Genomic DNA, 19,014 nt, shown 5'->3' with positions numbered 1-19,014 from the left:
GTGGTCGATTGCTTGTTTAAAAAAGGGCCTAGCCTGCGCAGGAATTGACAAAGCATTAATTGAAGTGTGTATAAGTGCGTATGTCGTTGTTCTATAGCAGCAACGAGAAGCGATGGCGGCCAAAAATCCTGCCAGGTAAGGATTTATGAGACAGTGCAAGCCTTTTTTCTGTTAAATCCTAGCAGAAAGGGATTTATACGCTCTTTGTTTCGCTTTTCCTGTATATTCCTATCATCATAGGAGTAATCATGAAGCGTGTTGTCAAGATCCCATTTCCAACTGATCCTCTAGTCGCAGGCCCCGAGACCTTGGGGAAAGCCGTGCGCTCCAGCCGTACGGAACAGGGTCTCACGATCGAAGAAGCGGCAATGACGATCGGTGTTGCCAAGCAAACACTTTCTGACATCGAAGCCGGCAAGTCCACCGTCAGCTTGGGAATTGTGCTCAAGGTCGCAACGGAACTCGGGGTAAGCCTGTTCGTGGCGCCGGCCCGCGAGCGGGAACGCATTCAAAGCCTTATTTGCGGGATGAGTAAATGACAAAGTTGGATGTTTTTCTTGATCGGCAGATGGCCGGGGTGTTGGAGCACAATCCCGCAGAAAACCGCTTTGCCTTTTCGTATTCTCCGCAATGGCTGAATAACCTGCAGCGCTATCCCCTTAGTCCTCACCTTCCTCTGGTGCCGGACTTAGATCAAACTCCGGAAGCGCATAGCGCCGCAGTACGCCATTTCTTCGAGAACCTCCTGCCCGAGGGACGGGCACTCGATGAGGCGGCTGCGGCAAGCAAGGTTTCCAAGTCCAACCTGGTGGGCCTGATGATTGCTCTTGGGCGCGAGACGGCAGGCGCGCTCGCACTACATCTATCACGCGGTGACGATACTGGAACTGCCGCTAATCGCAGTTTGCTGCATGCAAGGGCCGAGCGCCGCCAGCTCTCCAAGGGAGAACTATCCGACCGTATCAAAGCGCGACCTTACGAGCCCTTTTCCGTCTGGGACGGCAAAGTTCGCCTGTCGATTGCGGGTTATCAGGACAAAGTAGCGGTATTCAAGGAGTCTGGCGAATGGTTTCTTGTCGAAGGCAACGAATTTGCATCCACCACGATCCTTAAGCCGGAACCGCTAAACTCAAACCTTGCAGGGCTAACCAGCAATGAGTTTTTTTGTATGCGGCTGGCGAAGAATATCGGGTTGCCGATCGCGACTGTTCGCCTGACTCACGTACCCGAACCGGTGCTCGAGGTGGATCGTTTCGACCGAGCGGTGGAAGGCGACATGGTACGCCGGCTGCATGTCATCGACGGGTGCCAGGCACTCGGATATCCGCCAACGCTCAAATACGAACGTCCGTATGGAGACAACCCGCATGTCAAGGACATCCGGGATGGCGTCTCCCTTCCACAGTTGTTCGACATGTTGCGAAACTGCCCCAATCCAGCCGCGCAACGTCTGCAGTTGCTGCGATGGACTATCTTGCAGGTCCTGATCGGCAACACCGATGCGCACGCAAAGAATTTGTCGTTCTTCAATGATGGCGACGGCATTCGGCTCACGCCAGCCTATGATCTCGTAAGCATCTTGGCGTTCGCTGACGAAAAAATCGAAGGCTCCTTTGCAATGGCGATTGGAGACGCATTTACCGAGGCCGAGCTTACCCCTTATGAGTGGGCGCACTTCGCACATCTGTGCGGACTGCGGCCACAATTGATTTCCCGCGAGATGGGGAAGATTTCCACGGGACTGCTACAGGCGCTACCCCGCACACAGCGGGAAGTCATCCTGGAGAGAGCGGATGCAAGCATGGTTGAACGTGTTTGCGCGACAGTGACTCGCCTGGCAGAACGGCACTTGTCGATTGCATCAGAAATCACATCAGTCGATCCAGTCCTTTTCGTATAACGTCCGGCGCAAAAACAATCTCGCGTCGGCATTATCGCGATCAGCTCCTGCCAGGCGGGCCCCAATAGTGCGTTCGAAAACAGCCTGGACTCGGTTCAACCACACTGTCCGGATGCTGAGGCTGGAGACATCCGAAGCGACAGTGCGAGGAATATTTCACTCGCCCGGATGTCGGACACCGCTAGTCGCCTTGCGTCAGCTTGCGGTACGCATTCAGATGCCGCAGCGCGCCGGCCAGATGCCCGCATTCCTGGTGCAGCCGCGCGAGATTGAAATGCGCGTCGGCGAAACCGGGATCGCACTCCAATGCCCGCTCGTAGGACGCCATCGCTTCGCGCGCACGGCGCAAGTCTTCCTGCGCGATCGCCAGGTTGAAGTGAATCAGGCTGCTGGCGCCGCAGTGCGCGACGCCCTCCTGCAGCGCGATGCACGCCTCGAGTGCCTGCCCGTTCGCGAGCAGCAGATGGCCCAGGTTGACATAGGCATTCTCGAAAGCCGGATCGATCGTGATCGCTTCGCGGTAGCACCTCGCTGCGCCCACCGGATCGCGCGCTTCGAGATGCTGCGCCTGCCGGTACCAGTCCTGCGCCGTCGCCGGCGCGCCGCGGCCGCGGGTAAAGGGTGAAAGCGACGCGCCGCCGCCGGCGTCGGTGAAGTCGATCAGCAGCTGTCCGCTCGCGCTGCGGAGCCGCCCCCCGTCGCGCACCGCGAGCTCCTTGCCAACCGCCGCGACCCGTGCGGCGGCGAACGCGGCCGCCGGCAGCTCGCGCTGCAACTGCTGCAGGAAACGGGCGGTCTTCTTCGGCGGAATCCCGCTTTGAAACAGGTCTTGCGCCATGCGCATCAGCACCACGTCGCGGAAGGCGAACCGGTATTCCCGGCGCGCGCCGCGCTGCGGCCGCACAAAGCCCGCCTTCACCAGCTCGGAAACCACGCGTCGCCGCACGCCGTATTTCTCCTCGACGTCGGCAATGGTCAATCCGGTCATTTACCGGTTTTTCGCGCCGCTTTCTTCGCCGGCGCGGGCTTTGGAGTGTCGCCGGCCTTCTTTGCGCTCTTGCGGGCCGCGGTCTTTGCCGGCGCCGCCGTCTTGGGCGCTTTCCCGGAAAGGCTGGCCCGCAGCGCCTCCATCAGGTCGATCACCTGCGCGGAAGCGCCCGGTTCGGGTTCCTCGGTCAGCGTGATTTCCTGACCTTCGATCTTCTGTTCGATCGCCGCTTCCAGCCGATACTTGAAATCGTTGCGGTACTGGCCGGGATCGAAGTCGGTGGCGATCTGGTCGACCAGCATCATCGCCAGGTCCAGTTCCTTGTCGGAAACGGCGCCCTGCGGCAGGTTCAGGTCCTTGAAGGAACGCACCTCTTCCGCGTAGAGCAGCTGCTGCAGCACCAGCCCGCCCTCAAGCGAAGGCCGCACCTGCACCGTGTACGATTTGCCCTTCCATGTCCAGCGCGCCAGCGCCGCCCGGCCGGTGCGGCGCATCGCTTCCAGCAGCAGCAGGTAGGGCTTGTCGCCGCGCTTGTCCGGCGCCAGGTAATACGCCTTCTCGTAATAGACCGGGTCGACCGAGCCGGCGGGCACGAAGCCGACGATGTCGATCATATGGGTGCCCGTCTCTTCCAGCTCCTTCAGTTCTTCCGGCGCGAAAATCACGTACTGGCCCGGCGCGAACTCATAGCCCTTGACCAGATCCTTGCGCTCGACGACCACCTCTTCCTTGATGCAGACGAGCTGCTGCTTGATGCGCGAGCCGCAAGCCTTGTGGATCATGTTGAAGTGGATGCTCTCCTTCGCTTCGGTGGCGGCGTACACCTTCACCGGGATGGATACGAGACCGAACGACAGCGTCAGGTCCGCGATTGAACGTGGCATGCTTGTCTCCCCTGGGTCCTGTATTGCAGGAACTGTTTTCTCTTGTGCAAGGAAATAGCTTGCACCGGGTGCGCCGGGCGGGTGTTGTGCAAGCGCAAGCACGCATGCGGTCGGCGGGGAATTTCGGGGCGGGAACGCGCTGCTGCGGATGCTCAACCGGGCAGGATCGGCGGGAAATCCGCGGCGTCCGGCGCGATCTCGTCCCGCATCCGATAGAACACCGGATGGCGCAACTTGCCGTCGCGCGTGATTTCGCGAAACCTGATCTCGGCCACCAGCAACGGCGCGATCCAGTGCGCGCCGTCGATGCGCTCCAGCGGCGGTGCGTCAGGCACGGTTCGCACCAGCGGCAGCAGTGACCTGCCGAGCTTGCCCAGGCCGCTTACCTGTGCGGCATACTTCAGCCGCCCGCGGCGGCGGTAACCGACCAGCAGGGATTCGACCACGGAGGTGCCGGTGTATCCCACGATCAGCAGGTCGGCGCGCTTGAATGCGAGGATCTTGAGCCAGTCTCCGGAGCGAATGCCGGGCTGGTAGAGCGAGCTCTTGCGTTTCGCAATGATGCCTTCCATCCCCATGTCGGCGGCGGCGGAAAACAGGGCCAGGCCGTCGTCATCCGCATGCACGAGCTGGATGTGCTCCGAGGGCCGGAGCACGCCATGCATGACCTCCCTGCGGGTCGACAGCGGCAGCGTGCGGGTGTTGATGCCATCGGCGTGCAGCACATCGAAGCCGTAGTACACCAGCGCGCCGCCGCGCGCCCGCCGGCTCCTGCTGCGCGTCTGAAGCGCCGAGAACGACGGCTTGCCGCCGGCGTCGAAGGCGACCAGCTCGCCGTCGATCACCAGCGAGCGCGCCGGCTGCGCCGCCAGCTCCGCGGCCAGCTGCGGGAAGGCGCCGGCGAGGTCGAGCGAGCCGCGCGTCATCAGGCGCACCCCGCCATCCCGTATCCAGGCGACTATGCGGTAGCCGTCCAGTTTCGGCTCGAACGTCCAGTCGTCCTGCGTGAAAGGCCCTGCCCCCTGACTGGCAAGCATCGGCGGGAGGGCAGCCGGCAGCGCTTCGGGAGAGCCCGGCCACGGACACGGTGTCGAGGACATGTCCCAGCGTAACCGCTAGTCGATATTCCCTTCCCGACATGAATCAAACCTGGTGATACCGGAAGTTGGTCTGGCGGCCAAGGAAACTTATGCACCGAATCTGTGGATAAGCCTGCGGATAAGATACAGGTATTTCTGCAACCACATGATTTAAAAGAAGAAACTTGAGTTGCGAAAAATCAAGGCATGAATGAAGCCCGCGGCACCGCTGCCATTTCGGCTGATTAAAGAATGGCCCGGGGCCACTCGCGGCCCCTTCGGCGCAATCACGACGATATTAATTGAGATAGCGCGAATACCGGTTGGCGCTATCCCGCTCTAACTCACCACGTACGCGGCAGAGCCTGTTGCGATCAGGACTCCGGCCTCGTTTTCCAGCGTCATCTGCACCGACGCGATGCGCCCGCCCAGACGGACAAGGCGTGCGGTTGCCGTGAACGTCTTGCCTATCCCCTGCTGCAGGAAGTCGGTGCGCAGGTCGATCGTGCCGACCCGCGCGAAGCGGTGGCCGATCTGCTCCGTGGTTTCACCGGCGTATTTTTCGGCGATGCCGACCATGACCGCGAGCCCGGCGGTGGTGTCGAGCGTTGTCGTGATCACGCCCCCGTGCAGGCGGCCATGCAGGTAATGCCCGATCAGTTCCGGACGCATGTCGAAGGCCATGCGCGGCGCTGCGGGATCAAGGGACACCACGCGCAGGCCGACGACTTCGTTGAAACGCAATTGACGCTCGAACAGCTCGCGCAACATGGCTTCGAGGCGGGCCTGTTCGGCCGGCGAGCGCCGGGGGGCAGAGGATGAGGCGGTCATGGCATTGGCGGCAACGGCAAGTCGGCGGGAATTCATCGTTCTTCAACCAGAATGAGATTCTAACCGACAACAATTGCCACCTGTCCGACGTGTTGAAGACGGCAGCGCGACAACCGACCGGCGCCCGTCCGCACTCGTCCGCACGCTGGCCGAAGGCCCGGCGTCAGTTCCGCGGCCGCTGCCGGTGAAACACCAGCGGGCTGTATGGCACCGCCGACGGTGGCGGCGAGTTCAGGATGCCCGGCTTCATCGCGCCCACCACATGCATCTCGCAGGCCTTGCAGTCGAAGCGCAGCGTGTAGCGTTCGCTGCCGCTTGCAAGCGTCATCGGGTCGGCGCGCACCTGGCCCTGCACCCCCTGCACGCCCTTGGCTTGCTTGGGGCAAAGATTGAACGAGAAGCGCAGGCAGTGCTTGGTGATCATCAGCGACACCTCGCCGGCTTCCTGGTGCGCCTCGTACGCTGCGTCGATCAGCGCCACGCCATGCTTTTGATAAAAGGCGCGCGCCTTTTCGTTGTAGACGTTGGCCAGGTAGCTCAGCTGCGTTTCCGGATAAACCGGGCATGGTTCGGCCGGCGCCTTGCGCGGCGGGCGCTGCCATGCGGCCAGGCGCGCCGCCTCGTGCGCGGCGATCGCGTCGCGGCGCAGTGCATTGATTGCCGCCGCCGGCACGAACCAGGGCTGCGACAGCCGCAGATCCACCTGCCCTGCCTCGAACATCGTGTTGCCGAGTTTGCCAAGGCTGGTGCGCAGCGCGGCTTCGGCCTGCGCTGCCTGCTGCGCGGGCTGCAGCGCGATCGCCGCGTGGCTCGCGCTGGTGATGCCGTCTTCGTCGCGTATGGACAGGCGCAGCCCGCCGGGTTGCTCGCTCAATTCCATCTGCACGCGCACCTTGCGTTCCGCCGACTTCTTGTTCAGCGCTGCCTCCCACTGGTGGTCGCGGTTGCGGTGGATCACGGTGCCGGCCTTCAGGCCCGTCAATGCATGCATGGGTTCGTTGGGAAACACGCGCCAGCGCTGGCGGCCGCCGTCTTCGCCCAGCTTCTCCACACGGTTGGCAAGGATGCCGACCGTATCGCGCTTGTGCATGTAGTTCAGGCCGTCGCCATTTGCCAGCGCTTCGTCGCACACGAGATCGAAATGGTCCGGGCCGAGGCGGCTGACCTCGCCCAGCTGCACGCCCAGGTATTTCGGCGAATCGAAGGCGCCGATGTCCGGCTGGCGGCCCTGCGCGAAATAGTCGGTGTGGCCTCGGTGAAAGTTCTTGTCCACGTCGGGCGTGAACAATACGCGGGTGCGTCCGCTCGAGGCGCGCACCAGCCCGCTCCGCCGCTCCATGATGTCGTCGAGCAGCAGGCGGTAGTGGGCGGTGATGTTCTTCACATAGCCCATGTCCTTGTAGCGCCCCTCGATCTTGAACGAGCGGATGCCGGCGTCGATCAGCGCTTCCAGGTTGCGGCTCTGGTCGTTGTCCTTCATCGACAGCAGGTGCTTTTCATACGCGACCACCCGGCCCTGTCCGTCGGTCAGCGTGTACGGCAGGCGGCAGGCCTGCGAGCAATCCCCGCGGTTGGCGCTGCGCCCGGTGTCGGCGTGCGAAATGTAGCACTGGCCGGAAAACGCCACGCACAGCGCGCCATGGATGAAATACTCGAGCGGCGTGTCGACCGACTCGCGGATCCTGCGTATCTGTTCCAGGCTCAGCTCGCGCGCCAGCACCAGCTGGGAAAAACCGACCGCGCCGAGGAAGCGCGCCTTGTCCACCGTGCGGATGTCGCATTGCGTGCTGGCATGCAGCTGGATCGGCGGCAGGTCCATCTCGAGCAGGCCCATGTCCTGCACGATGAGCGCATCCACGCCGGCATCGTACAGCTGCCAGATCTGCTTGCGCGCCGTTTCCAGTTCGGCATCATGCAGAATAGTGTTCAGCGTCACAAAGATGCGGGCGTGGTAACGGTGCGCGAATTCGACCAGGCCGGCGATGTCTTGCAGCGGATTGCTCGCGTTGTGGCGCGCGCCAAACGCGGGGCCACCGATATAGACCGCATCGGCCCCGTGCAGGATGGCTTCGCGGCCGATCTCGGCATTCTTGGCGGGCGACAATAATTCAATCTGGTGGTCAAGCAAGGACATGGCGGGATCCTGACAGGCGTAACCCGAAATTATAATCCGCCCGCCTGCGGCGCATCCGCCGACTTCGACGGATGGCGGGGGCAAATGTATCGGCTGTTGCCCGCCTGCAGGAACAAAAACGGAATCGCGCGGCCGGGATGGAAAATCCTGCAACATCCCCCTGCGGGAGACGGAGCGCGGCCATCGGCAAAGCATGCGTTCCGGCGGATCTTTTTCTATGCGGGGATTGTCAGGATCTTAAGCAGCCCGGCAGCGTGCCGGGCAATCCGGGAGATTTCTAGAACGTAGATCATCGGAAAACCGCCGCTTGCCGGCAAGCTCCAGCCGCGAGGACAGCATGGAAGTGAAAGAATCGCCTTCGCTCGAAATCGATGACGATCCGAAGCAGCAGCAGCGGGAATGGATCATGCAGCGCATCGCCTTGATGGCGCTGACCGCATTGCTGATCGCGGTCGCGCTTGGGTTGTTCGGGCGCGGCGGGCCGCTGAGCAGCATGACCGCGATATCGGACGATGGCGCGCTGCAGCTCGAATACGAACGGTTTGTCCGGCACCACTCTCCCGATACGCTGCAGCTGACGGTCAAGGCGCAGTCGGACGCGGTGCGGCTGCAGATGGACAGCGAGTACGCGAAACATGTCCAGATCGAGCGGATCACGCCGGATCCGGCACGGGAAATCGGCGAAGACGGCGCCGTGGTTTACGTTTTCAACACCCACCGCAAGGCGACTGTCAGCGTCAGCTTCCATTTTTCTCCGCAAAAGTACGGCAGGCTGGAAGGATGGATCGCGCTGGCCGGCTCGCCTCGCCTGCATTTCAGCCATTTCGTCTATCCGTAGCGAGGGAAAAACATGGAGCTCATTCTGCGCACGGCCGGTATCTACCTGTTCCTGCTCGTACTCTTCCGCCTGCTCGGGAAGCGTTCGCTGTCGGAGCTGTCCGCCTTCGATTTCATACTCTTCCTGATCATCAGCGAGGCGATCCAGAACGCGCTGGTCGACGATGACAAATCGCTGGTCATGGGCCTGACCGTGATCCTCACCTTCCTCCTGCTCGACCTGGGGTTGTCCGCGCTGAAAGCGCGGTTCAATGCATTCGAAAAGTTCGCCGAGGGTGTTCCGCTGCTCCTGGTCGACCATGGCAAGGTGATTGAACAGAACATGAAGAAGTCGCGCGTCACCTACAGCGACATTCTGCAGACCGCCCGCGAAAGCCAGGGCCTGGAGCGGATGAGCCAGGTGAAGTACGCGGTGCTGGAGACGTCCGGTGCCATTTCCATCATCCCGCAGGAGCCGGATGCCGAGGAAGCGCTGGATTCCAGGATCCGGGTTCTCGACCAGAAGCTCGACAGCGTTCTGGCGCGCCTGCCGGCCACCGACCGCACGGCCGCCCGTTAGCCGCGGCCGTTGCCGCCAACCATCGTCGTGGAAATGCTTGTGTTCATCGGTATCCAGGCGTCGGGCAAGACCAGCTTTTACCTGCAACGCTTCTTCGATACCCACGTACGCATCAGCATGGATCTGCTGAAAACGCGCCATCGCGAGTCGCTGTTCATCCGGGCCTGCCTGGCAAGCGGCCAGCGCTGCGTCATCGACAACACCAACCCGACGGTCGAGGAGCGCGCACTTTACATCGGCATGGCGAAACAGTCCGGCTTCCGTGTCGCCGGATACTTCTTCGAACCGGATCCGTCCGCCTGCGCGGAGCGCAATCAGCGCCGCCCGGAAAAACAGCGCGTGCCGCCGGCCGGCTTGTTCGGCACGCTCAAGCGCCTGCAACGGCCGCGCCGGGACGAGGGCTTCGACGAACTCTTCCTGGTGAAGGCAGCGAACGGCATGTTTGACGTTGCCCAGCTTCCCTGACAACACCGGCTTGCCGCTACAGCCTTATCCCCGGCGCCGCCGGCCGCTGGTTGCGCGCGGCGATCAACCGGATTTCGTAGGACTGCATCTCGTTTCCGAGCGCGCCCATATCCAGTCCGGCCTGTTCAATTTTCGGAAACAGCTGCCGCTCTTCTTCCTCCACATGCCTGGAGACCGCTTCCTGCAGCTGGCGAAACAAGGGCTCCGCCTGCTGGCCGTCTTCATCCATCAGCTTGAGCGCATCGATCAGCTGCCGCGCGCGGGCATGTTCCTCTTCGCAATGCGAGACCAGTGATGGATCGGCCTCGCGCACGCGCGGATAAAAGACATTCTCTTCGAGCTCGGCATGCATCTCCAGCAGGGCAAGAAGGTGTCCGCCCAGGTCTTTCCTTTCGCCGGCGTCGCTGGTCTGGAAGTAGCGGTCGAACAGCTGCCGCACCAGATCGTGGTCCGTCTTCAGCGCCTCGAGCGGCCGGTCGGACGGGAACTCGCCGCGTCCGCGCAGTTGGGATTCGATGTCCACGGATTTCTCCTCGTGATGTGTTGTTCCTCCCTGACGCGCTGCGGCGCGGGTTTACGCCGGCGGCAGCCCGTCCTGGTTCAGGTCCTGTCCGCTCACGCCGAAGTTGCGGCGCGGATCGCCGGTGTTGCCGCTGGCGCCACCGGTATTGGCGCCGTCCGCAGCCGTGCGTGGATCGCCGGAAGCCCCGGCGGCGACGCCGTAGCCGAGGCTGCCGCCGGTATCGCCGGCATGCGGCACGTCGGTGCCGGCGTCACGCGGAGTCCCGGCCGCCGCTTCAGCCGACACCGCGCCACTGCGGCCCGCGGCCTCTTCCACCGGCGCCTGCGGCCGGCCCGGCTGCGACGGGGACGACACCATTTCCACCACCTGCTCCACATCCTCCTTCTGTGCGCCGGCCGGCGTCCGGGTCGCCACGTCGCCCAGGGATACAATGCCGACCAGCCTGTGCTGGTCGTCATGGGTCACCACCGGGACACGGCGGATCTGGCTGTCCGCCATCTGGATCATCACGTCGTCCAGCGACTGGTCCTCGAAGCACCAGCGCACGTCGGTGCTCATCACTTCATCGACATGCGCTTCCTGCGGCGAGCGTCCGGCCGCGGTCGCGCGGATCGTGATATCGCGGTCGGTGACCATGCCCACCAGCCGGCCGTCGTCGCAAACCGGGAGCGCGCCGACATTGAGCTCATCCATCAACTGGGCTGCGCGCTGCAGGTTTTCCTGTGGCGCCACGAATCTGACATCGCGTGTCATGAGTTCTGAAATCATCTGCATTTTTCCATCCTTTCGTGAGATGCCGGAACAGGCCGGCCTTCCGCCCGCGAGCGGAGATAAGCAATCGGTGAATATGCAGTGTAGTCGGGCGGTTAACGAGCGCCAGTCCGGGATGGCAATCCGCAGAAAGAATCGGCGGCGGGACAAGCGGCGAGCGATTCATCTTCCAGGTCTTTCGCTGTCATAGACCAGCCGCGGATAGAGCCTTTTCGGGTCGCGGGCACGCAGCGTCGAACCCGTGTCCGCGCTCGCCGCAGGCAGGGCAAGGTCCTCTTGCCGGTATTCCCTGACCGCCGCCGACGCGCTTTCAAAACCCTGGCGGATCAGCCGGTCGATGTATTGCGGCGAGTAATCGAAATCCCTTGAGATGTGCTCGTAACGAAACGGCGCCCGGCCGACATGCATCAGCTCGACGCGCACATGCCGTTGCGCCCGCATCTTGCGGTATTCCTGCCGGACAGCGGCGGCCAGCGGCGTATCCCCTTCCTTTTCGGCGGCGCTGCGCAATCGCGCCAGCGTGTCGATGAATTCATTGGTCGCCTCCACGCCGCGCCGATCGTATTCCAGTTTGCCGCCAAGCAGTATGTTCAGGAAACGGTAGTGTGACTGCAGCGTGCTGGCCGGCAAACTTTTTGTGCGCGGGTTGAACATGTCGACCACGATGACCAGCAGGTCGTCCGGCTCATCGCCAGGAGGCGTTCCGGTCCGCAGCGCCGCGAGCACTTCCGGAAGCAGGGTGTTGCTGCGCATTTCGCCATCCCAGCAGGCGCGTCCGTCGATCACGACCGGCGAAAACAGCAGCGGGATCGCGATGCTCGCGGCAAGCATATGCGGGGTAACCGGCCGCGCCGCGCTGGACTCGAGCACCGCCCTTCCGCTTTCCACATCCGTCAGTTGCACATACAGGACGGGCGCGGTTTCCCGGTAGCTGCCAACCAGTTCCGCCATCGTGCGCACCGCGCTGTCCGTGCGGTACAGCGGCATGTAAAAGCGCAGCATGCCGGCGGCCGGGTGCCAGTGCGGGTACACCGGGGAAAAGAGCGCGCGGTTGCCGAGCAGCAGGCCGGTGAGCAGGCCGTTCCACGCCCGCCAGTACTCCCCGGGCAGCGGAAAGAACGATACCGGCGGCGTCGCAAGCCGGGCGCGCCAGAATTCCCGCAGCATCCCGGTGCCACTATCCGGCGCCTGCCAGTGGCGCGCGATCAGTGCGGCATTCAGCGCCCCGATCGAAGCACCTGCGACCGCGGTCAATTCGTAGCCGCTTTCACGGATGAAAGGAGCAAGCGCCTGCCATGCGCCGCATTGGAACGCCCCCAGTGCGCCCCCGCCTTGCAACAGCAATACCACTTTTTTCGCCACGGCAGATCCTCGGCTCGCCGGAAACCGGCACCTAAACGGAGCGCCGTACCAGCATGTCGCGGATCTTGCTGATCGCCCGCGCCGGATTCAAGCCCTTCGGACAGACATCGGCGCAGTTCATGATGGTGCGGCAGCGGAACAGGCGGTACGGATCCTCGAGGTTATCGAGACGCTCGTTGGTGGCGAGGTCGCGGCTGTCGGCAATGAAACGGTAGGCCTGCAGCAGGCCGGCCGGGCCCACGAACTTGTCCGGGTTCCACCAGTAGCTCGGGCAAGCGGTCGAGCAGCAGGCGCACAGGATGCACTCGTAGACGCCGTCGAGTTCCTCGCGCTCCGCCGGCGTTTGCAAACGTTCCTTTTCCGGCGGAATCGTGTCGTTGATCAGGTAGGGCTTGATCGAATGGTATTGCTTCCAGAACAGCGTCAGGTCGACCACCAGGTCGCGCACCACCGGCAGGCCGGGCAGCGGACGCAACACGATCGGCTGGGTCACTTCCTTGATGTTCGTGGTGCATGCCAGGCCGTTCTTGCCATTGATATTCATCGCATCCGAGCCGCATACGCCTTCCCGGCAGGAGCGCCGGAAAGAGAGGCTGTCGTCGTAATCGCTCTTGATGCGCACCAGCACGTCAAGCAGCATCTTGTCATCATGCCCGAGCGGGATGCGTATGTCCTGCATTTGCGGGCCGGCATCGGTATCCGGATCGTAGCGATAAATCTTCAGTTCGACGTTACGAGTGCTGGACATGGATTTCCTCCAGGCGCTGCGCCACAGCAAGGGGGCTGCCGCAGCGAAAGGCCGGCATTTTAAGGAGCCGGCAGGCGTTTGCGTTGGCGGCAGCCGCAAGGGTCAGGCGCCGCCTTCCCTGCGGTCCTGCACATCGGGCGCCTTTTTCTCTGCCGGCTGCGAGCTGGCGGGCACGTCGCCTTCTCCGGGCGGCTTGCCGAGGCCGGCGCCGCCCGCGCTATCGTCGAGCGGCTGGCCGGCGCGCGCGCCGCCGGGCGCACCCGGCTGCTCCGCCGGCGGCACGCCCTGCCCTTGCTTCCTGTTGTCGTTTCCGGATTGTCCTGGTTGCATGCTGCTACCCGTGATGTTGTCGTGACGGTTACTGCTGCGCGCCGGGCTGGCTGCCTTGCGCCTGCGCATGCACCAGGTTGGCTTCGAACGCTTGCATCTGCAGGCCAATCTGCGTCATGTCCATGGACGCCTGTTCCAGCTTGGGAAAGAATTCATCTTCCTCTTCCTGGATGTGGTGCAGGGTCATGTCGAGCAGCTGGCCCATCATCTGCTCCGCCTGCGGGTCGTCCATCGGCATGCTCTGCAGCGATTGCAGCAGGTCATCCGTTTTCTGGTGTTCCTGTTCGAAATGGCCGACCATCGACGCATCGATGTCGCGCACCGCCGGATAGAACACGCTTTCTTCCAGCCGGGAATGCGTTTCCAGCATCTGGAGAATCTTGGTCGCCGCTTCCTTCCTGGCATCCATGCTCTGGCTGTTGCGGTACGCTTCGGCGAGCTTGCGCACCATGCTGTGGTCTCTCAACAGCGCTTCCACCGGCCGGTCGACGGGAAAGGCGCCACGGTTTTCGTGCATATCGGCATCCATCATGGACTCCATTCTTGAGGGCTTCGAAAGATGCATGGCGGGTGAACGCGCGGGGAAAGACCCGGCGCGCGGTGCGCAACCATACAAGGATGGCATGTTCGATGAAGCGCCCCGGGTGAAGTTCAAAAAGAACAAGCGCAAACCGTGCGGCGCCGCCGCCGGCGGATCACTTCGAAACGTCGAACGCGGCACCGGTCGCGAAGAAGTTGCCGCCCGCAATGTAGTGGATGCTATGCCGGCCCCCTTGGTCCGGGTTCCAGTGCCCGTTGCTGAATGCGTCCGGGTCGGCCCATGCCGCGACAACCTCCGCGAGAAACAGGTCGTACGCCTGTTGCACATGCGGCTCGTGAATCACCCTGCACTCCAGCCACGCGACGCAGCCTTCGAGCAAGGGAGCGCGGATTTTTTCGCCGGGAACGGCAACCAGTCCGTGCGCGCGGAACTTGTCGATCTCGCGTCCCGACGCCGACCCCACGGCGAGCGTCAGGCGCGCCAGGTCGCGGGATGGGACGTTCAGCGCGAATTCGCCGGAATCCTCGACCAATTGGCGCGTGAGGGTGTTGCGGTCGATGACCACGGCGACCTTGGGCGGTGAAAAATCAAGCGGCATCGACCAGGCGGCGGCCATCACATTGATGGTTCCACCATGGGCGCTCGTCACCAGGACGGTCGGCCCGTGATTCAGGAGGCGATAGGACTTGCTGAGTTCGACAGGAAGACGGATAGGCATGGATTCGACTCGAGGAAAACCGGCTGGTATGGCACCGGCCGCAGACGCATTCCGCCCATTATGAACGTGCCGGCGCTTCCCCGCCCGGAATCCCCGGTTTCGCGCAGCGCCGGAAAGGAGGTAGAGTGCCTGATGCGTAACGGCGTCGCGCACGCTCCGCAAGCGGTGTGCCGCGGCGGCCGGGGTGTCCGAATTGCCTTCCGAAAAGCTGCCGCGCTTGCACGCAACTCAACTGACCGGGTGGACAAACATGAAAGTTCTGGTGAATATCGACGTCCCCGCGCTTGCGCCTGCGGTCGCGTTCTACACCGCTGCGCTTGGCCTGAAGCTCAATCGTGTCATCGAAGAGGATGTGGCCGAGCTCGCCGGCGCATCCTCGGTGATCTATCTGCTGCAAAATCCTCCGGGGTCGCAGGCAGCGTCGACGCTCGCGCGCGCACGCGACTACGCCCGGCATTGGACGCCGGTACACCTGGATTTCGTGGTTGATGATGTGGCTGTCGCCGCAAAACGCGCCATCGGCGCCGGCGCGGCGCAGGAAAGCGAGTGCATCCAATGGAACGGATCAAAGTGCATCACCTTCTCCGATCCCTTCGGCCACGGATTTTGCCTGATCGAGTTTGCCGCTGAAACCTATTCCGGCGGCAATGGCATGTAGCGGGATTGAAACACGGGGCTCATCGCAGCCGCACCCAGGCGGCAAATGCGACAGCGGGCCGGTTTCACAACCGGCCCGCGTGCTTTACTTCACGTTGGACATATCGGGGAGTTGATGCGCAATCCCCTTATGGCAGTCGATGCATGTCTTTTCACCGTTGCCAAGGTAGGTCGAATGGGCCTCCGACGCACGCTTGCTTTGCTTGGTGAAGTCCATCGATTCGAACTGGTGGCAATTGCGGCACTCCAGCGAATTGTTCGCCTTGAGCCGTCGCCACTCGTTCTGCGCCAGTTGCAGCCGGTGCGCTTCGAACTTCTCCCGCGTGTCGATGGTGCCGAAGAGCTTGCCCCAGACTTCCTTGGACGCCTGCATCTTGCGGGCAATCTTGTCTGTCCAGTTGTGCGGCACATGGCAATCGGAGCAAATGGCGCGAACGCCGCTGCGGTTCGAGTAGTGGATCGTTGTCTGCAGCTCCTGGAACACGTTGTCCTTCATCTCGTGACAGCTTGTGCAGAAGGCTTCCGTATTGGTCGCCTCCATTGCCGTGTTGAATCCCCCCCAGAAGATGATACCCGCGACGAACGCGCCGATGACCAGGAAGCCCAGGCTAAGGTGGGTGGCGGGCCGGCGCAGGATGTCCCAATACCGCTTGAGGACTTGTTTCATGATCGGCCTCTCACTTCTTCTTTGCCGGTGCGCCCGCCGACTTCACGGGCTTGCTCAGGATCGTGTCGACGTCGATGAACTCGTTCTCAACCAGGGGCTTGAGATCGGCTTGCGGTACGTGGCACTGCAGGCAGAAGTAGCGCCGCGGCGACAGCTCGGCCAGGAAATTGCTGTCGCGGTCCATGAAGTGCGTGACACTGACCATGGGCGCCTGGCTTTCCTGGGTGCGGGTACGTGCATGACACATCATGCACTTGTTCGCATTCTTGTCGACCTGGTATCCCTCGATCTTGTGCGGGATCACCGGCGGCTGCATCGCGTAGTTGCGCGCCCGCCGGATGTCGCTGTTGTCGGTGTTGGCGATCGGCGGCGGCTGCGTCGTTTGATCGAGCGGCGTGTGGCCGCGCATGCTGTCCTGGAGGTCGACCGCGGTGCCGACCAGCGGCACCAGCAGGAGCAGCGTCATGAGGATTTTTTTCACGTTCATGTCAGGCTCCTTATACCTTGCGAATGTTGACCGGGCACTTCTTGAAGTCGGTCTGGAACGAGATCGGATCGGTGGCGTCCAGGATCAGCTTGTTGACCATCTGGCTGGCATCGAAGAATGGGATGAACACCAGGCCGCGCGGCGGCTTGTTGCGGCCCCGGGTCTCGACGCGGGTGCGGATCGAACCGCGGCGCGACGATACCTCGATCATGTCGCCGCGGCGCACGTTGAGCTGCTTGGCGTCTTCCGGATGCATGTAGCACACCGCGTTCGGCACCGCCCGGTACAGCTCGGGCACGCGGCGCGTCATCGTGCCGGTATGCCAGTGCTCCAGCACGCGGCCGGTCGACATCCAGAACGGGTAATCCTTGTCCGGCGACTCCGGCGGCGCCTCGTATGGCAGGGCGAAAATCACCGCCTTGCCGTCAGGGTGTCCGTAGAACTTGTAACCCTCGCCTGCCTTGACGTACGGGTCGACACCTTCACGGAAGCGCCACTTGGTTTCCTTGCCGTCGACGACCGGCCAGCGCAGGCCGCGCACCTGGTGATAGGTGTCGAAGTCGGCGAGGTCGTGGGCCTTGCCGCGGCCGAACTTTGCATACTCTTCGAACAGGCCTTTCTGCAGGTAGAAGCCGAAGTGCTTCGCTTCGTGGTTTTCGTACCCCTGCTCGACTTGCGATGCCGGGAACTTGTCCACCACGCCGTTCTTGAACAGCAGGTCGTACATCGTCTTGCCGCGCCACTGCGGTGCCTGGTCCAGCAGCTCCTTGGTCCACACTTCTTCCATCTTGAAGCGCTTGGAGAACTCGACCAGCTGCCACAAATCGGAACGCGCCTCGCCCGGAGCGTCCACCAGCTGGTGCCAGAACTGCGTGCGGCGCTCGGCGTTGCCATAGGCGCCTTCCTTTTCCACCCACATCGCGCTGGGCAGGATCAGGTCGGCCGCCATGGTGGAGGCGGTCGGATACACGTCCGAGACGATCACGAAGTTGTTCGGATTGCGCCAGCCGGGAAGCATTTCCTGCATCACGTTCGGGCCGGCCTGCATGTTGTTGGTGACCTGCGTCCAGTACACGTTCAGCTTGCCATCCTTGAGCGCGCGGCTTTGAGCAACGGCATGCAGGCCCGGCTTGTCCGGAATCGTGCCGGGCGGGAGTTGCCAGATCTGCTCCGCCTTCTCGCGGTGCTTCGGATTGGCGACCACCATGTCCGCCGGCAGGCGGTGCGAGAAGGTGCCGACTTCGCGCGCGGTGCCGCAGGCGGACGGCTGGCCGGTCAGCGAGAACGGGCTGTTGCCCGGCGTGGAGATCTTGCCGGTAAGCAGGTGAATGTTGTAAATCAGGTTGCTGACCCATACGCCGCGGGTGTGCTGGTTCGCGCCCATGGTGAAGAAGGACATCACCTTGACCTTCGGGTCGGCATACATCTCGGCCAGGCGCTGCAACTTGTCCTTCGGCACGCCGGAGAGCTTCGACACGTAGTCGGCGTCGTAGGTGCTGACGAACTTCGCGAACTCATCGAAGCTGCTCGGCTTGCTGCCGCCCGCATCGGGCCCGGCATTCTTGGCGGCCTTCTGCAGCGGATGATCAGGGCGCAGCCCGTAGCCGATCTCGGTGTTGCCCACCACAAAGCGGGTGTGCTTGTTGACGAAGTCCTTGTTGACTTTGTTGTTCTTGATGATGTAGTGGGCGATGTAGTTCAGGATCGCCAGGTCGGTCTGCGGCGTGAAGATCATCGGCAGGTCGGCCAGCTCGTAGCTGCGATGCTCGTAGGTCGACAGCACCGCCATCTTCACTTGCGATGACGACAGCTTGCGGTCGGTCATACGCGTCCAGAGGATCGGATGCATTTCCGCCATGTTGGAGCCCCACAGCACGTAGGCGTCCGCGTGCTCGATGTCGTCATAGCAGCCCATCGGCTCGTCGATGCCGAAGGTGCGCATGAAGCCGGCAACCGCCGAGGCCATGCAGTGGCGCGCATTCGGGTCGATGTTGTTGGAACGGAAGCCCGCCTTGAACAGCTTGGCCGCGGCATAGCCTTCCCAGATCGTCCACTGACCGGAGCCGAACATGCCGATGCCGGCCGGGCCCTTTTCCTTCAGCGCCTGCTTGAACTTTTGCGCCATGATGTCGAACGCGGCATCCCAGGAAACCGGGGTGAACTCGCCGTTCTTGTCGTATTTGCCGTTGGTCATGCGCAGCATCGGCTGCGTCAGGCGGTCCTTGCCGTACATGATCTTGGAAAGGAAGTAACCCTTCACGCAGTTCAGCCCGCGGTTGACTTCCGCGTTGATGTCGCCGTGCGTGGCCACCACGCGTCCATCCTTGACGCCGACGTTGACGCCGCAGCCCACGCCGCAGAAGCGGCAGGCCGCCTTGCTCCACTTAAGCTGCGTCTTCGAGGAATCGGTGACGACGTTGGAAGCGATGGATTGAATCGGAATGCCGACCGAACTAGCCGCAGTGACGGCGGCAGATTGTTTGATGAAGTCGCGCCGTGTAAGCTTCATTAAAGGATCTCCTGGGCAAGGGCG

General features: G+C 62.7%; 21 protein-coding genes. 6 read left to right on the top strand and 15 right to left on the bottom strand.

Translation table 11 applies throughout. The annotated features are described in order from the left end of the window. Window positions 1–248: 248 nt before the first annotated feature. A complete protein-coding gene (locus VEC01_RS00760; RefSeq protein ID WP_324897769.1) occupies window positions 249–539 on the top strand; it encodes a helix-turn-helix transcriptional regulator in 291 nt (96 codons plus the stop codon). Next, on the top strand, window positions 536–1,900 hold the full coding sequence (locus VEC01_RS00755; protein ID WP_324897767.1) for a HipA domain-containing protein: 1,365 nt from the start codon (window positions 536–538) through the stop codon (window positions 1,898–1,900). Before VEC01_RS00760 ends, VEC01_RS00755 begins: the two co-directional genes overlap by 4 nt. A 181-nt stretch (window positions 1,901–2,081) precedes the next feature. Here the strand turns inward: VEC01_RS00755 and VEC01_RS00750 are convergent, their stop codons facing one another. The 5 genes from VEC01_RS00750 to VEC01_RS00730 all read right to left on the bottom strand — a co-directional run bounded on the left by VEC01_RS00750 (window position 2,082) and on the right by VEC01_RS00730 (window position 7,816). Then, window positions 2,082–2,888: a tetratricopeptide repeat protein gene (locus VEC01_RS00750; protein WP_324897765.1), complete on the bottom strand. Its 807-nt coding sequence runs from the start codon at window positions 2,886–2,888 to the stop codon at window positions 2,082–2,084. After that, complete coding sequence (locus VEC01_RS00745) at window positions 2,885–3,772, bottom strand: Ku protein (protein ID WP_324897763.1); 888 nt, start codon at window positions 3,770–3,772, stop codon at window positions 2,885–2,887. Before VEC01_RS00745 ends, VEC01_RS00750 begins: the two co-directional genes overlap by 4 nt. Window positions 3,773–3,924: 152 nt before the next feature. After that, the gene (ligD, locus tag VEC01_RS00740) at window positions 3,925–4,872 is read right to left on the bottom strand and encodes a non-homologous end-joining DNA ligase (protein ID WP_324897761.1); all 948 of its coding nucleotides are present in this window, start codon (window positions 4,870–4,872) and stop codon (window positions 3,925–3,927) included. 318 nt (window positions 4,873–5,190) lie between these two features. Then, on the bottom strand, window positions 5,191–5,682 hold the full coding sequence (locus VEC01_RS00735; RefSeq protein ID WP_324897759.1) for a thioesterase family protein: 492 nt from the start codon (window positions 5,680–5,682) through the stop codon (window positions 5,191–5,193). Window positions 5,683–5,845: 163 nt separating this feature from the next. After that, window positions 5,846–7,816, bottom strand: a complete 1,971-nt coding sequence (locus VEC01_RS00730) for a U32 family peptidase (protein ID WP_324897757.1) — start codon at window positions 7,814–7,816, stop codon at window positions 5,846–5,848. Window positions 7,817–8,153: 337 nt separating this feature from the next. Between VEC01_RS00730 and VEC01_RS00725 the strand changes: the two genes are divergently transcribed. From VEC01_RS00725 to VEC01_RS00715, 3 genes are read left to right on the top strand one after another with little or no spacing between them, the layout of a single operon-like run. Continuing rightward, entirely contained in the window at window positions 8,154–8,654 is a 501-nt protein-coding gene (locus tag VEC01_RS00725) for a hypothetical protein (protein ID WP_324897755.1), read from the top strand. A 12-nt stretch (window positions 8,655–8,666) separates the two neighbouring features. Beyond that, on the top strand, window positions 8,667–9,212 hold the full coding sequence (locus VEC01_RS00720; RefSeq protein WP_324897753.1) for a DUF421 domain-containing protein: 546 nt from the start codon (window positions 8,667–8,669) through the stop codon (window positions 9,210–9,212). Between the two features lie 33 nt (window positions 9,213–9,245). Further along, window positions 9,246–9,677: an ATP-binding protein gene (locus VEC01_RS00715; protein WP_324897786.1), complete on the top strand. Its 432-nt coding sequence runs from the start codon at window positions 9,246–9,248 to the stop codon at window positions 9,675–9,677. A 16-nt stretch (window positions 9,678–9,693) separates the two neighbouring features. Here the strand turns inward: VEC01_RS00715 and VEC01_RS00710 are convergent, their stop codons facing one another. The 7 genes from VEC01_RS00710 to VEC01_RS00680 all read right to left on the bottom strand — a co-directional run bounded on the left by VEC01_RS00710 (window position 9,694) and on the right by VEC01_RS00680 (window position 14,670). After that, window positions 9,694–10,200, bottom strand: a complete 507-nt coding sequence (locus VEC01_RS00710; protein ID WP_324897751.1) for a hemerythrin domain-containing protein — start codon at window positions 10,198–10,200, stop codon at window positions 9,694–9,696. Between the two features lie 51 nt (window positions 10,201–10,251). Further along, entirely contained in the window at window positions 10,252–10,974 is a 723-nt protein-coding gene (locus VEC01_RS00705) for a CBS domain-containing protein (RefSeq protein WP_324897749.1), read from the bottom strand. A 159-nt stretch (window positions 10,975–11,133) separates the two neighbouring features. Further along, on the bottom strand, window positions 11,134–12,333 hold the full coding sequence (locus VEC01_RS00700; RefSeq protein WP_324897747.1) for a patatin-like phospholipase family protein: 1,200 nt from the start codon (window positions 12,331–12,333) through the stop codon (window positions 11,134–11,136). Between the two features lie 31 nt (window positions 12,334–12,364). Next, on the bottom strand, window positions 12,365–13,081 hold the full coding sequence (locus VEC01_RS00695) for a succinate dehydrogenase iron-sulfur subunit (RefSeq protein ID WP_324897745.1): 717 nt from the start codon (window positions 13,079–13,081) through the stop codon (window positions 12,365–12,367). Between the two features lie 102 nt (window positions 13,082–13,183). Further along, a complete protein-coding gene (locus tag VEC01_RS00690; RefSeq protein ID WP_324897743.1) occupies window positions 13,184–13,411 on the bottom strand; it encodes a hypothetical protein in 228 nt (75 codons plus the stop codon). Between the two features lie 28 nt (window positions 13,412–13,439). Next, entirely contained in the window at window positions 13,440–13,928 is a 489-nt protein-coding gene (locus VEC01_RS00685; RefSeq protein WP_324897741.1) for a hemerythrin domain-containing protein, read from the bottom strand. Window positions 13,929–14,106: 178 nt separating this feature from the next. Further along, the gene (locus VEC01_RS00680; protein WP_324897739.1) at window positions 14,107–14,670 is read right to left on the bottom strand and encodes a flavin reductase family protein; all 564 of its coding nucleotides are present in this window, start codon (window positions 14,668–14,670) and stop codon (window positions 14,107–14,109) included. Window positions 14,671–14,854: 184 nt separating this feature from the next. Between VEC01_RS00680 and VEC01_RS00675 the strand changes: the two genes are divergently transcribed. Then, window positions 14,855–15,328 (top strand): VOC family protein, encoded by a 474-nt coding sequence (locus tag VEC01_RS00675; RefSeq protein ID WP_324897737.1) that lies wholly within the window; start codon window positions 14,855–14,857, stop codon window positions 15,326–15,328. A gap of 84 nt (window positions 15,329–15,412) precedes the next feature. Here the strand turns inward: VEC01_RS00675 and VEC01_RS00670 are convergent, their stop codons facing one another. Genes VEC01_RS00670 through napA form a run of 3 tightly spaced genes read right to left on the bottom strand, consistent with a single transcriptional unit; the run spans window position 15,413 to window position 18,990 of the window. Then, entirely contained in the window at window positions 15,413–15,994 is a 582-nt protein-coding gene (locus VEC01_RS00670) for a cytochrome c3 family protein (protein ID WP_324897735.1), read from the bottom strand. A 10-nt stretch (window positions 15,995–16,004) separates the two neighbouring features. Continuing rightward, window positions 16,005–16,460, bottom strand: coding sequence for a nitrate reductase cytochrome c-type subunit (locus VEC01_RS00665; protein WP_414691397.1), 456 nt, complete (start codon window positions 16,458–16,460; stop codon window positions 16,005–16,007). A gap of 31 nt (window positions 16,461–16,491) precedes the next feature. After that, the gene (gene napA, locus VEC01_RS00660) at window positions 16,492–18,990 is read right to left on the bottom strand and encodes a nitrate reductase catalytic subunit NapA (protein ID WP_324897731.1); all 2,499 of its coding nucleotides are present in this window, start codon (window positions 18,988–18,990) and stop codon (window positions 16,492–16,494) included. Between the last annotated feature and the right edge of the window lie 24 nt (window positions 18,991–19,014).

It is taken from the genome of Noviherbaspirillum sp. (assembly GCF_035627455.1).
Taxonomy (GTDB): domain Bacteria; phylum Pseudomonadota; class Gammaproteobacteria; order Burkholderiales; family Burkholderiaceae_D; genus Noviherbaspirillum.
Note: the sequence above shows the minus strand (reverse complement) of the source record. Positions and strands in the feature narration are given on the sequence as shown.

Bases quoted from the DNA above. Each gene is read 5' to 3' on its own strand.
- napA (WP_324897731.1), bottom strand. From the start codon at position 18,990: ATGAAGCTTACACGGCGCGACTTCATCAAACAATCTGCCGCCGTCACT.
- VEC01_RS00745 (WP_324897763.1), bottom strand. From the start codon at position 3,772: ATGCCACGTTCAATCGCGGACCTGACGCTGTCGTTCGGTCTCGTATCC.
- VEC01_RS00760 (WP_324897769.1), top strand. From the start codon at position 249: ATGAAGCGTGTTGTCAAGATCCCATTTCCAACTGATCCTCTAGTCGCA.
- VEC01_RS00715 (WP_324897786.1), top strand. From the start codon at position 9,246: ATGCTTGTGTTCATCGGTATCCAGGCGTCGGGCAAGACCAGCTTTTAC.
- VEC01_RS00695 (WP_324897745.1), bottom strand. From the start codon at position 13,081: ATGTCCAGCACTCGTAACGTCGAACTGAAGATTTATCGCTACGATCCG.
- VEC01_RS00725 (WP_324897755.1), top strand. From the start codon at position 8,154: ATGGAAGTGAAAGAATCGCCTTCGCTCGAAATCGATGACGATCCGAAG.
- VEC01_RS00705 (WP_324897749.1), bottom strand. From the start codon at position 10,974: ATGCAGATGATTTCAGAACTCATGACACGCGATGTCAGATTCGTGGCG.
- VEC01_RS00750 (WP_324897765.1), bottom strand. From the start codon at position 2,888: ATGACCGGATTGACCATTGCCGACGTCGAGGAGAAATACGGCGTGCGG.
- VEC01_RS00730 (WP_324897757.1), bottom strand. From the start codon at position 7,816: ATGTCCTTGCTTGACCACCAGATTGAATTATTGTCGCCCGCCAAGAAT.
- VEC01_RS00685 (WP_324897741.1), bottom strand. From the start codon at position 13,928: ATGCACGAAAACCGTGGCGCCTTTCCCGTCGACCGGCCGGTGGAAGCG.
- VEC01_RS00690 (WP_324897743.1), bottom strand. From the start codon at position 13,411: ATGCAACCAGGACAATCCGGAAACGACAACAGGAAGCAAGGGCAGGGC.
- ligD (WP_324897761.1), bottom strand. From the start codon at position 4,872: ATGTCCTCGACACCGTGTCCGTGGCCGGGCTCTCCCGAAGCGCTGCCG.
- VEC01_RS00665 (WP_414691397.1), bottom strand. From the start codon at position 16,460: ATGACGCTGCTCCTGCTGGTGCCGCTGGTCGGCACCGCGGTCGACCTC.
- VEC01_RS00735 (WP_324897759.1), bottom strand. From the start codon at position 5,682: ATGACCGCCTCATCCTCTGCCCCCCGGCGCTCGCCGGCCGAACAGGCC.
- VEC01_RS00755 (WP_324897767.1), top strand. From the start codon at position 536: ATGACAAAGTTGGATGTTTTTCTTGATCGGCAGATGGCCGGGGTGTTG.
- VEC01_RS00720 (WP_324897753.1), top strand. From the start codon at position 8,667: ATGGAGCTCATTCTGCGCACGGCCGGTATCTACCTGTTCCTGCTCGTA.
- VEC01_RS00670 (WP_324897735.1), bottom strand. From the start codon at position 15,994: ATGAAACAAGTCCTCAAGCGGTATTGGGACATCCTGCGCCGGCCCGCC.
- VEC01_RS00680 (WP_324897739.1), bottom strand. From the start codon at position 14,670: ATGCCTATCCGTCTTCCTGTCGAACTCAGCAAGTCCTATCGCCTCCTG.